Origin of the sequence: Paenibacillus crassostreae (assembly GCF_001857945.1) — a bacterium.
In the GTDB taxonomy this organism is placed as follows: Bacteria; Bacillota; Bacilli; order Paenibacillales; family Paenibacillaceae; genus Paenibacillus_AQ; species Paenibacillus_AQ crassostreae.
Genome location: NZ_CP017770.1, coordinates 1,194,282 through 1,206,618, shown reverse-complemented (window position 1 = coordinate 1,206,618; position 12,337 = coordinate 1,194,282). Strand labels below are relative to the sequence as shown.

General features: G+C 44.3%; 10 protein-coding genes. 7 read left to right on the top strand and 3 right to left on the bottom strand.

Annotated elements, in window-relative coordinates:
- Positions 1-11: 11 nt before the first annotated feature.
- Entirely contained in the window at positions 12-932 is a 921-nt protein-coding gene (locus LPB68_RS05910; protein WP_068659299.1) for an ABC transporter permease, read from the bottom strand.
- A 147-nt stretch (positions 933-1,079) separates the two neighbouring features.
- On the opposite strand from LPB68_RS05910, the gene LPB68_RS05905 reads away from it, so the two are divergent.
- From LPB68_RS05905 to LPB68_RS05875, 7 genes are all read left to right on the top strand, one after another.
- The gene (locus LPB68_RS05905; protein WP_068659301.1) at positions 1,080-1,823 is read left to right on the top strand and encodes a glycoside hydrolase family 16 protein; all 744 of its coding nucleotides are present in this window, start codon (positions 1,080-1,082) and stop codon (positions 1,821-1,823) included.
- 123 nt (positions 1,824-1,946) lie between these two features.
- A complete protein-coding gene (locus LPB68_RS05900; RefSeq protein WP_232510251.1) occupies positions 1,947-2,936 on the top strand; it encodes a sugar-binding protein in 990 nt (329 codons plus the stop codon).
- Complete coding sequence (locus LPB68_RS05895; protein ID WP_068659305.1) at positions 2,933-4,378, top strand: sensor histidine kinase; 1,446 nt, start codon at positions 2,933-2,935, stop codon at positions 4,376-4,378. The genes LPB68_RS05900 and LPB68_RS05895 overlap by 4 nt, the downstream gene beginning before the upstream one ends.
- Before the next feature lie 16 nt (positions 4,379-4,394).
- On the top strand, positions 4,395-5,975 hold the full coding sequence (locus LPB68_RS05890; protein ID WP_068659307.1) for a response regulator: 1,581 nt from the start codon (positions 4,395-4,397) through the stop codon (positions 5,973-5,975).
- 204 nt (positions 5,976-6,179) lie between these two features.
- Positions 6,180-7,262 (top strand): D-xylose ABC transporter substrate-binding protein, encoded by a 1,083-nt coding sequence (gene xylF / locus LPB68_RS05885; protein ID WP_068659309.1) that lies wholly within the window; start codon positions 6,180-6,182, stop codon positions 7,260-7,262.
- A 75-nt stretch (positions 7,263-7,337) separates the two neighbouring features.
- Positions 7,338-8,849: a xylose ABC transporter ATP-binding protein gene (locus tag LPB68_RS05880; RefSeq protein WP_068659311.1), complete on the top strand. Its 1,512-nt coding sequence runs from the start codon at positions 7,338-7,340 to the stop codon at positions 8,847-8,849.
- A gap of 2 nt (positions 8,850-8,851) precedes the next feature.
- Positions 8,852-10,045, top strand: a complete 1,194-nt coding sequence (locus LPB68_RS05875) for a sugar ABC transporter permease (RefSeq protein ID WP_082865757.1) — start codon at positions 8,852-8,854, stop codon at positions 10,043-10,045.
- 85 nt (positions 10,046-10,130) lie between these two features.
- Here LPB68_RS05875 and LPB68_RS05870 read toward each other — a convergent pair whose 3' ends face one another.
- Positions 10,131-11,072 (bottom strand): alpha/beta hydrolase, encoded by a 942-nt coding sequence (locus tag LPB68_RS05870; protein ID WP_157891906.1) that lies wholly within the window; start codon positions 11,070-11,072, stop codon positions 10,131-10,133.
- Positions 11,065-12,309, bottom strand: a complete 1,245-nt coding sequence (locus LPB68_RS05865) for an outer membrane protein assembly factor BamB family protein (protein WP_068659313.1) — start codon at positions 12,307-12,309, stop codon at positions 11,065-11,067. The genes LPB68_RS05870 and LPB68_RS05865 overlap by 8 nt, the downstream gene beginning before the upstream one ends.
- Between the last annotated feature and the right edge of the window lie 28 nt (positions 12,310-12,337).

Below are 12,337 nucleotides of genomic sequence, written 5' to 3'. Positions count from 1 at the left end.
TCCTCCTTTTATCAAAAAATGCTATCGCCCGTAAGTTTCTTGGATGCGTAATTGGCCAAAAATAACAGCCCTAGTGCCACAATGGAGCGAGCAAACAGAACGGCCGTTGAGAAGGAATGGCGCCCAGATACCAAGCCCATGTTATAGATATATAAATCCAGGCTCTCAGCCATTTTAATATTCATGTTGTTCTCCAACATAAAGATCTGCTCAAAGTTGCTGCCTAACATCCCGCTGACAGCGAGGATAAACAAAATGGCAATGGTCGGACGAATGCACTGAATGGTGATATGCCACATTCGCTGCCAGCGGTTTGCGCCATCCAACTCCGCCGCTTCGTATAGCGCCGGGTCAATGCCGGATATTGCAGCTATGTAGATGATGGCACTCCAACCGGCTTCTTTCAGCGTATCGGAGAAATAGGTAATCCACCAAAAGTACTTAGCGTCGCTAATAAACAGGATTTCGCGCTCCTGGAGCCCAAGTGCCATCATCAGTTGATTGATCACACCACCCTCGCCCAACCAGTTGAGCATGATGCCTCCAAAAATTGTCCAGGCAATAAAGTGCGGCAGGTACGAAATGCTTTGTACAGTGCGTTTAAAGCGAAAATTTCGAATTTCATTAAGCAGTAAGGCAAATAAAATAGGAATTGGAAAGCCTAGCACTAGCTTGATGATGCTCATCCCCAGCGTATTGCGGATAGATCGCCAGAAACGGTCATCCGTCATAAAATCCTGAAAGTGTTTCAGCCCTACAAAGGGTGATTCCAGCAGGGGCTTCGCAATGCTGTAGTCCATAAATGAAATGATCAGCCAAAACATGGGGATATAACAAAAGATAATCATCCAGATAATGCCTGGGATTACCATGCTTTGCAATTGCCACTGCCTAAAAAATGTCTTTATTTGTCCTGCCCTGTATTGGAACATATTCTGTGCCTCCTTCCTTTCAATCGTATGAAAATGGGCATAGGAAAAAAAGGCCATGATTTTTGACTCTATCCCATTTTTTTAGATTTGTTTGATTCGGCGTTAAAATTAAGTATGCTGTGATTAAATGAAAGGAGTGTGAACAGGATGAACAAGCTTATATGGGAGCAGGATTTTTTAAATAGCAATACCGATTTGAGCGCATGGAACATTCTCCTTGGTAACGACTTGCTTGATAACAATGGCAATCCTATATGCACGGGCTGGGGCAATGGGGAACAGCAGTTTTATACGGGTCATGCTAATAACCTGTATATCGATGAATCGGGCTTAAACCTATGTGCGCGCCTAGAAAACATCGAAACAGACGGGCGGCACTTTGCATATACCTCGGCCGGTTTGAACACAAAGGACCATCTGTCCTTTTGCTACGGCAAGTTAATCGTACGCGCAAAGCTTCCGGTTGGGCATGGGCTATGGCCTGCCATCTGGCTGCTTCCGCAGCATCAGGCTTACGGTCCTTGGCCTGCCTCCGGTGAGATCGATATCATGGAAGCAAAAGGGCGCCTGCCCCATCAGATATTTGGAACGTTGCACTACGGGAAGGATTGGGACAATAAAGTCACTGATGAGTTCTCCTACCAGTTTGAAAACGGAACAATTAATGAATTTCATGATTATACGTTAGAATGGGATGCCAACTCCATCCGTTGGCTGGTGGATGGATATTGCTTCGCCGAGCGTCGTCTACAGCCGGGCATTATGCCTTTTGACGAACCTTTTTATCTGGTGCTCAACCTTGCCGTGGGCGGTTGGTTTGACAATGTGCCGGTGGATGAAGCTACGCTGCCCGCGATCATGACGGTTTCAGGCATATGGCTGTATCAATAGTTGTATTTGATGAAACAACACCTCCAAATGATCATGTGAGGTGTTGTTTTTTTTGAAGGTTAAAATCGTCTATTATTTTTGTTGCAACCGTTTCCATTGACAGTTAGGATATGAATGAGGTGGATGATTGTGGATAAAAAATGGATGTCGTGTGTGGTTGTATTATTTTTATTTCTAGCGTATGAATTTATTGGATTTGCACATCAATCCGGTAAGATGGGTAGTATCGTTCAGGAATTACATGGTCACCCCGGAAATCTGGGACACCGTTATCATATCGTTCTGATTGAGCAGGAACGTTATCATCCTTACTGGGAAATGGTTGAGAAGGGTGCAGAGAAGGCAGCGGAAAGATATGGGATTGATATTGAATTTACCGGTCCGGTCCGCAACAACATGGATGAGCAGATTAATTTACTGGAAAAAGCGATTGCTGCCCGAGTAGATGCGATTATCGTCCAAGGGTTAAATGGTGAGAGGTTTACCCCAGTCATTGATAAAGCTGTGCAACGTGGAATTCCTGTTGTGACCATCGATACGGATGCTCCGGCTAGCAGAAGGCTGGCTTACGTAGGTACGGATAATGAGGCGGCAGGCGAAAGCTTGGGACGTCTTGTTGTAGAGACTACAGGTGGATCTGGAAAAATAGGTGTCATTATAGGGAGTGAGCTTGCTGAGAATCAGCTGCAACGGCTACAAGGGTTAAAAAACATCGTGGAGCAATATGAAGATCTGACAATTGTGGATGTTCGCAGCTCCAACATTTCACATATGGAAGCGATTCAACAAGCAGCGGAAATGATGCGGATGCACCCAGACATTAATATTATGGTGGGTACTAGTGCAACAGATGCTCTCGGTGTTCTTCAGGCTACGAAGAGTTTGGAACGGGATTTTCCTACGATCATTGGTTTTGATAATCAGGAAGAGACGCTGACCGCCATTCTAAGGGGTGAGATTAAGGCGACTGTAGCACAGCAGCCATTTTTAATGGGTGACACAGCAGTCAGACTACTTCATGAGCATTTTCAAGGAAAAGACTTACGATCTGAATATTATACAGAGGTTATGGTGCTGGATAAGCATAATGCTCAGAAGGGCGGTGGCCTGTGAGTATTCGCAAAAAGCTGTTGATTTGTATTCCGCTACTGGTTCTTTTGATGAGCACGGTTTCCTTTTTCTTGTTCCAAAGCGGTAAGAATGTGCAGGAAAGCTATCATTTAATGATGAATCGTATATTACTATACAAGGAAGTGTCTTATGAGGTTGGGGAGATTATGCGGTCGATGAACCGGTTTATTATGCAGGTTGATGAGGATAGCTCCCCTGAGGTGGAGAAACATTTGAGTGGTGTTCAGCAGCTGCGGCAAGAGCTCGATGTATTGGAAACGATTGGCGGAAGTGACCTGCCACTTGTGAATTACCGTAATATTATTGATACGTTTCTAGAGCAAGTTGAGACTATGATTGGTAAGATCGATGACCAAGATTCTAATACCATGGCAGGGGCATATATTGAAGCGGAGAAAACTGAGCGCTTTATACGTGAGGAAGCTCAGGAATTGGTTGACATTGAGCTTGATCAGTACAAGCCGATTTATCAGGAGATTATGTCCACCACAGACAAATTGAATAAGCTAGGGGCTCAACTGGTCATTACTGTTGCAGTTCTTAGCATTATTCTAGCAGTATGGTTGTCGAGTAGTATAACGGGACCGATCCGACGACTGGTGGCAACTGCCAAGCAAATATCGAAGGGTCGGATGGACACAAAGGCACCAGAAAGTATTAACAATGATGAGATCAGTATCTTGTGCCGAACTTTTAATGGCATGATCGATAATATTCAAAGTTTGATGGCTGATAACATCAAAAGTCTGGAGAAGGACCGTCTTGTCAAAGAGCTTGAACTGAAAATGCTGCAAAGCCAAATTAATCCGCACTTTCTCTTTAATACCCTTAATTCTATTGCCAAGTTGGCTTATATTGAGGGAGCGACGAAGACAAGTGATCTTACAGTATCTGTATCTCGTCTATTGAGGTATAACCTGCAAAAGCTGGATCAGGCGGTGCCGCTGCGTGAAGAGGTCGAACATGTGACAGAATATATCAACATTCAGAGGGCGCGGTTTCGTGACCGGATTTCTTTTGTAATGGAAATTGATGAGAGAGCACTGGATGTAATGGTTCCATGTCTGACACTGCAGCCTATACTGGAAAATGCATTTGTACATGGTATAGAGCAGATGGAGGAAGGCGCAGAGCTAAAACTCACAATTGGATATGTGAATGAAGGTGTGGGTATTGAGATTCGAGATAACGGTGTGGGGATGAGCAGGGATACCGTTATGCTGCTGCTCAAATCTTTCCGAGAGGATACTACTAGTTTTGGTAGGAAGGGCCAATCGACTGGTCTGGGGACACAAAATGTATTCAAAAGACTGCATTTATTTTTCAACGGAGAGCAGAGTATCGAAATCGATAGCGTTGAAGGTGAAGGGACAGCTGTCTTGTTCAAGATTCCCTATCGCGGGGTTAGCACATTACATGGATAAGAAAGGACGATGACTCATGTTCAACTTACTTATTGCAGATGATGAAGCGCTGGAGCGGGAAGGTCTGGAGTTGATGATTAGGCATATTTTGCCTGATACCTTCCACTTTCTTCATGCGGAAAATGGAAGGAAGGCCATTCAGATTGCGGAAGAGGAACGACCTGATTTTATCTTTATGGATATTAAGATGCCTGGCATTCAAGGACTTGAGGCTGTACGTCAAATTTCAACAATTGTTCCTTCAACCAAAATTGTAATGATAACGGCTCACGATTATTTTTCTTACGCGAAGGAGGGGCTGGCTCTTGGAGTCCGGGACTACCTACTTAAACCAGCCAGGCGAGAGGAAGTGCTTCAAGTATTACAGCTGCTGATTTCCGAGAAGGAAGAAGAGAACCGCCTCCGAAATGAGCAACTAGAGCTTCAGGAGAAATTATCGCAGCTGATCCCGCTAGCCGAGAACGAACTCACACTCATACTTATGCTGGAGTCGGTGCAGGAGGTGGAGCTCGAACAGTTGGCTAGTCTGCTAAATTTACAGTGGGTTAAGGGTTATGCAATGGTGTTATCTTTTTCTAGGCAATCTAAAAAGGAGTGGGAGGATTTTCAACTGCTCAAGCGGGAAATTTATGAAGCTGTTAAGCATTTCACGAAGCCCAATCTTTCCACTATCACCGGGCCTTTGGTTGGACATCAGATGGCATTATTTAACCCTCTTCCTCCTGGCAGACCAGGTTATTCCCAGCGTGTTAATTCCTTAGACTGGGGTGAACGTATTAGGTGCTTTATAGAGGGGAGATTCCAGTTGTCCCTTTCGGTAGGGATTGGATCGGTTCGAGAGGGCTGGGACGGAATGAGTCGATCCTACCGGGAAGCAGTTCGTGTGTGCGCAGAGGATAACGAGCTGCTAAATGTACGGCATTATGATGATATGACCCAGAGTTCAGGGCAAACGATGATCTCATTGGATGATGAGAAGAAGCTACTGGATGCTCTGTTGCGGCACAACAAACAGGAGAGTGCGGAGCGATTTGACTCTCTATTTGCGATTTTGGAAGGAACAGTGGCCAGTTCATTTTCTACCTTGCGCGGAGAAGTAATAGGGCTTCTTTTGTTCCTGTGTCGTGGGATTCAATCAGGTGATGGGGCCGATCTGATTACATCTCTGAGTGTAGTAGAGGATAGAGATGCTCTTCGGAAAAGTGCATTATTGTGGATCGATTCCTTCATCGACGGTCTGAGGGAAGAGAGGGAGCAGAGTCGGTCTCTTGTGCTCCAGAGGGCTCTTCTCTATATTGATCAAAAGTATAAAGAAGACATCTCTTTGGAGCAAAGTGCAGAATATGTGAATCTTAGCCCACATTATTTCAGTAAATTATTCAAGCAGCATGTAGGAGAGAATTTTATTGACTTTGTTACCCGGCTTCGTATTAAGGAGGCAAAGTTATTGATTGTGGGAGAACGTCTCAGTCTAAAAGAAATTTGTTACGAGGTAGGTTATAAGGATCCTAATTATTTCAGCAGAGTTTTCAAGAAAGCAACAGGAATTACGCCAAGTGAATACCGGCAGCAATTAGTGAAGAAAAGTCCTTGTTAACCTACAAGGACTTTTTTGTGTTGTATAACCCAATTGTCCTGTGAAAGACTCACAATTGGGTTTCATTACAGGAGGTAGCAATGTAATGCAGATAGAGAGTAAAGAAGTGCTGGCAATGAACACGCCACAGCATTGCGTCCCATGCTAAGCTTTATTTGTAAGCGCAACCAATTATTTTAACTGGTGAAAAGGGGCGATGAAAGAGTGAGAAAATACGGCAAAGTAATTCGTTTAGGGGTAGCTCTATTATTGGCATCATCACTTGCAGGCTGTGGATTGGTCTCCAATGGGGATAATCAAAATAAGGAAAAAACAGCCGCGAAAGACGGAGATAAAATTGTTATTGGAATGTCTATGGACACTTTGAAAGAGGAACGTTGGCAAAAGGATCGCGATATTTTCACTGCTAAAGTAGAAGAGCTTGGAGGCGAAGTGAAGGTTCTTGCGGCTAACGGAGATGATGCTACGCAGATGAGTCAAGCAGAGCAATTAATCTCTCAGGGAGTAGACGTACTCGTAGTTATTGCGCACAATGCTGAAGCAACCGCACCGATTGTAGAGAAAGCACATAAGGAAGGCATCAAGGTTATTGCTTATGATCGACTGATTAACAATGCAGATGTGGACTACTATATCTCTTTTGATAATGTACGTGTAGGAGAATTTCAGGCGACAGCTGTTATCGAACAGGCTCCGAAAGGCAACATCGTTTATATTGGCGGAGCGGATACGGACAATAATGCTCATATGTTCAAGGAAGGCGCAATGAATATTTTGAAGCCACTTGAAGAGAAAGGTGATATCAAGATTGTGTATGATCAATTCTCCAAGGATTGGAAGCCAGAAGAGGCCCTTAAGAATATGGAAAATGCCTTAACTGCGAATAACAATGACGTGCAAGGCGTGGTTGCAGCTAACGATGGTACTGCTGGAGGTTCGATTCAGGCATTAACTGCTCAAGGAATGGCTGGTAAAATTCCAGTGTCCGGACAGGATGCGGATTTAGCTGCTGTGCAACGTATTGCAGAAGGAACACAGTTGATGACCGTGTATAAGCCGATTAATGCGATTGCTACAAAAGCTGCAGAGATGGCTATGGCTGCTGCCAAGGGCGAAGAGATCACTACTGAAAAAACTGTAAATAACGGGAAGATTGATGTCCCTTCCATACTGCTCGATCCCCTTGCGGTTAACAAGGACAATTTGGACGTTCTGATCAAAGATGGCTTCCACAAACTTGAGGAAGTGTACAAGAACGTTCCTAAGGACCAATGGCCTAAACAATAACCTAGTAGAATGGCGGGTGCGGGACCATAAGGTTCCGCTCTCTGCTGATTCATGGTCAGAAAGGGTGCTTGAATAATGTATGTATTGGAAATGGCAGACATCAGTAAAGAGTTTCCCGGTGTTAAGGCGCTAGATCATGTGAACTTTAAGGTTAGGCAGGGAGAAATACATGCCCTTTGCGGTGAGAATGGTGCTGGGAAATCAACGCTGATGAAGGTACTTAGCGGACTCTATCCGAGCGGTACCTATAGCGGTGAGATTATCATTGGTGGTCAGAGCAGGCATTTCCATCAAATAACGGACGCTGAACAAGCCGGAATTGCTATCATTCATCAGGAACTCGCGCTCGTCAAAGAGATGACGGTAGGTGAGAATATTTTTCTGGGAGCTGAGCCATGTAGGCGCGGAGTTATTCAGTGGGATGAATTGTATCATAATGCCTCTGTTTGGTTGAAAAAGGTGGGACTGAATATATCCCCAAACGTCAAAATTGGTCATCTTGGGATTGGCCAGCAGCAACTGGTTGAAATCGCAAAAGCACTTTCCAAGCATACAAAAATTCTGATTCTAGATGAGCCAACAGCTGCTTTAACGGAAAGTGAAGTCTCCATCCTCATGGGGATATTGAATCAGTTGCGCAGTGAAGGTGTTTCCTGTGTATACATTTCGCATAAGATGCCTGAGGTTTTTGCTCTTGCAGACTCCATCACGGTACTACGCGATGGACGTACGATAGCGACTCTTGATCGGAAGGAAACGGATGACGATAAGGTTGTATCCTTAATGGTTGGCAGAGAACTGACGGAGCGATATCCGCGAGTAAACCATACACCGGGAGAAATTATGCTTGAGGTTAGCCAATATAACGTGTGGCATCCTGAAAAGCGAAATCAGAAAGTGCTTAGGGATATACATTTCACACTACGTAAAGGTGAGATTCTAGGAATAGCTGGACTCATGGGTGCGGGACGTACGGAGCTTGTTACTAGTCTTTTCGGTGCTTATGAGGGCAGGGCTGAGGGAGAAGTACAAATCGAAGGGAAAACGGTGAAGATTAAATCCGTTGCTGAAGCTATTAAGGCAGGAATTGCTCTAGTGACTGAAGATCGCAAACGCCAAGGATTAGTGATGGGCATGGATCTGAAACAAAATACTACGATGCCCACGATGAGGAAGGTATCAAAGCTAGGTTTTATTAATGAGAATGAAGAGATTAAATGGGGACGCAAGTATGTGCAGGATCTAAAGACGAAAACAGCTTCGCTGGAAACGTTGGTAGGAACACTTTCGGGAGGGAATCAGCAGAAGGTTGTTATTGGAAAATGGCTAATGTCTGATCCGAAAATCCTGATTATGGACGAACCTACCCGAGGGATCGATGTTGGAGCGAAATACGAAATATATAATTTAATGAACCAGCTGGTAGATCAAGGTGTAGCCATTATTATGATTTCATCGGAGTTGCCTGAGGTGCTGGGTATGAGTGACAGGATTATGGTGATGTGCGAAGGAGAATTCGTTAAAGAATTTCCATGGCATGAGGCCACCCAAGAAAATATAATGTTAGCCGCTACGGGAGGGAAATAATGATGCAGCTTCAAAAGGAACTTCAAGATAGAGTAGATATCCCTGTGACCCGAAAATCGCTCTGGAGCAGCTTGTTTGGCGAAATGGACGTGCGTGCATATACCATGGTAGGAGCGTTGGTGTTACTATGGGTACTGTTTGGGATTTTAAATCCTACCTTTTTAACTTCACGAAATTTATCTAATTTATTCACACAAATGTCTGTGACCTCCATACTGGCTATAGGGATGGTACTCGTCATTGTGGCGGCGCATATTGATCTTTCTGTAGGTTCTATCGTAGGGTTAACGGGTGGAATTGCCGCTATATTGAGTAATTGGCTGGAACTGCCGGCGATTATTGTTATTCTTGGGACACTGGTTGCCGGGGCTGTGCTTGGTCTGCTTCAGGGATGGCTTGTTGCCTACAAAATGATTCCTGCCTTCATCGTTACGTTGGGTGGCATGATGGTGTTCCGCGGCGTATTAATGGGTGTTACCCAGTCCAAAACGATTCCAGTATCTGATCCGGTGATTGCATTGCTGGGGAACGCTTATTTCGCTAAAGGATTTGGTATCATTATTGGTTTACTGGCAGTGGGGATTATGCTATGGACTGCTTATACTAAACGGCGTTCCCGGCAAAAATACGGCTTCGAGATCGCACCACTCGGAGTAGATATTATAAAGGTCTCTGTCCTCGCATTACTAGTTGTGTCGTTTGTAGTCGTTATGAATAATTACAAAGGGATTCCGTTTCCAATTATTTTCGTTATTGTATTGGCGATCATTTTTTACATTATTTCGACGAAGACCACGTTTGGGCGTCATATTTATGCCATTGGCGGCAATATTGAAGCTGCCCGTCTTTCAGGTATTCATATTAAACGGAAGACAATGTTGATTTTTGTGTTCAATGGACTACTCGCTTCTATTGCGGCAATCGTCCTGACCTCCCGCCTAGCATCTGCGACAATCACTGCCGGCAACATGGCGGAAATGGATGCGATTGCTGCTTGCGTCATCGGTGGAACATCATTGATGGGTGGTGCTGGGACAATTATAGGTGCCATTATAGGTGCATTGGTTATGACCACTCTCGATAACGGGATGTCACTGATGGGAATGGAATCATTCTGGCAGTACGTGGTTAAGGGCTCGATTCTCGTTTTTGCTGTTTGGCTTGATATCTCTAACCGCCGTAAGGGAGTAAAATAAGATTTCTTTTTCTGTTTTATTATGTGATGAAGAACAATAGCCTGCCATTTAGGGTCTTCTAATGGCAGGCTATAGAATTACCCACTTACATTTTCAGTTCAGCGTAGAAGAGTAGATAATCATCTAATCGACTTGACCAGTAAGCGAAGTCATGCCCTCCAGGGGAAGTTTCCCATTGGGCAGAAATTCCTTCTTCTTGTAATTGTTGATAAAGTAATTCGTCTTTCTCACTTAATGGATCTTCTACACCAGCGTCCAAGAATATGGTCATCTCATTCAACTCGTTACTTCTTGACAACAGGAATGGATCACGTAATTCACGTAATGCCGGATTCGCATATAGCCAATCTCGTTGACCTGTGAATTGATCTGTTGAATTGTAAGTCCACAGTGCAGCACTGTGAGCTCCGATCTTGGAGAACATCTCGGGATAGGTGAAGCCCAGCATCAATGCTGCGTATCCACCCATTGAAATGCCTCCGATCCATCGTCCTTGCTTATCCTTCATTGTGCTGTAGGTTCGATCGACGTAAGGGACTAACTCATGAATGAGATAATCCTCGTAGAATCCAGCATCTACGCCTACGGGTACGGGGGCGTCCATCGGATCGGAATTTACTCCAAAGCTGTTACCATAATCAGGTGAAACAATAATTAGCGAATCTATGAGATTCGACTCAATTAGCCGGTCCGCAGCATCTCCCATGTGTAGGTATGTGAACCAGGAATTCTCGTTTCCACCATAACCATAAAGAAGATAAAGTACGGGGTAGGACTGGTCCGATTGATATCCAGGTGGTAAATAGATAGTTGCACGCATGTCTTTATCAAGTGCTTTACTTGGTATAGTGATTGATTCAAGCTTAGAGATTTTCATTGGCGAATCCTCATTTGCTTTCATTTCAGGGCTACTATAGCTAGAAGGAATCCCCTTGGTGTTACCAGTCGAGGAACATCCCATTAAGAAGGATAGAATCAATAACATAGCTAATTTCCCTACATATAGATTATTTTCACGTTTATTCAATCGCATAGACATTCCCATCATCACTACCAATGTACAAAATGCCGTTATTTAGCGCAGGAGATGAGTAGATGTTCGCGTCTGTTCTGAACGTCCATTTCTCTTCACCAGTAATTGCGTCTAGAGCATAGATTACACCGAGATTCTTGTCAGAGTTGTGATTTCCGCCTGCGCCATATATGGTTGCTCCATCTGTAGCAGGTGAAGAGTGAATAGGTCCTTCCGTCTTAAAAGACCATTTCTTCTCACCTGTCTCTGCATCTATTGCTGCCAACTCATGTGAATCCGAACTGCCACTGTATAAGGTCTTCGTCTGTTGATCAAGTGCCGGGGAAGCTAATATATACGGAATTGAATTGGTTTTCCATATGGATTTGCCGGTTTTTCGATCCAGTGACTGAAGCCCACCATTTCGCATACCAACATAAATTGCCTTGTCATCGACAACGGGTGAGGAATCTACCGCGCCGTTTAGTATGTCAGATATCCACAACTGTTCTCCACTCTCCTTGTCAAACGCAATGACGGTTCCAGGCTCCACCTGCTTGCCCACGTCATATCCCGCGACTCCTACAAATACAACTCCGTCATAAACAGCTGGAGATGAATGAAGAAATGGGGGAGGACATGATTCACATGTGTAGTCGTTTAAAGCTGCTGATTTCTTCCACAATAACGTCCCAGTGGCAGTATCGATGGCAAAGAACGTATTGTTACCACCTCCAATGTACAATACACCGTCGGCAATTGCTGGGGATGACTTCCAATAGTCGACTTTATCTCGAATCTCATCCTTCACTTCGGTATCATAGCTCCATTTCATTGTGCCGTCTGCCAGATGTAGCGCATAGATAGTACCGTCATCACTGTAGACATATACAGTTTCTTCCGCAATGGCAGGGGACGATTTAATAGCACCTCTTGTCTTATAAGACCATTTCTGAGTCCCTGACTCTTCCTCTATGGCATATACCGATTGGTCATCGCTGCCTATGTATAGGATTCCATCGAGTATTACAGGTGAGGAACGAACAGGACCCTCTGTCTTGAATTTCCATTTCACTCCGTTGAACTGATCTGGACCTTTGGAAGCATACATACCACTGTGCTGCAGATCCGCTCGGAACATGGAAACTTCTTCTTTATTACCGATTCTATTATTTGCACAACCGCTTAGAGTAAGACACGCGACCATAAGAAGGCTTAATAATAAACATGTATTCTGAATTCTTACACCCATTTTCACATTCTCCCCTTTTCGTACTGAA

What these genes read in the sequence shown, in the direction of transcription:
- LPB68_RS05910 (WP_068659299.1), bottom strand. Translation starts at nt 932, where the DNA reads ATGTTCCAATACAGGGCAGGACAAATAAAGACATTTTTTAGGCAGTGG.
- LPB68_RS05905 (WP_068659301.1), top strand. Translation starts at nt 1,080, where the DNA reads ATGAACAAGCTTATATGGGAGCAGGATTTTTTAAATAGCAATACCGAT.
- LPB68_RS05900 (WP_232510251.1), top strand. Translation starts at nt 1,947, where the DNA reads ATGATTGTGGATAAAAAATGGATGTCGTGTGTGGTTGTATTATTTTTA.
- LPB68_RS05890 (WP_068659307.1), top strand. Translation starts at nt 4,395, where the DNA reads ATGTTCAACTTACTTATTGCAGATGATGAAGCGCTGGAGCGGGAAGGT.
- LPB68_RS05880 (WP_068659311.1), top strand. Translation starts at nt 7,338, where the DNA reads ATGTATGTATTGGAAATGGCAGACATCAGTAAAGAGTTTCCCGGTGTT.
- LPB68_RS05875 (WP_082865757.1), top strand. Translation starts at nt 8,852, where the DNA reads ATGCAGCTTCAAAAGGAACTTCAAGATAGAGTAGATATCCCTGTGACC.
- LPB68_RS05865 (WP_068659313.1), bottom strand. Translation starts at nt 12,309, where the DNA reads ATGGGTGTAAGAATTCAGAATACATGTTTATTATTAAGCCTTCTTATG.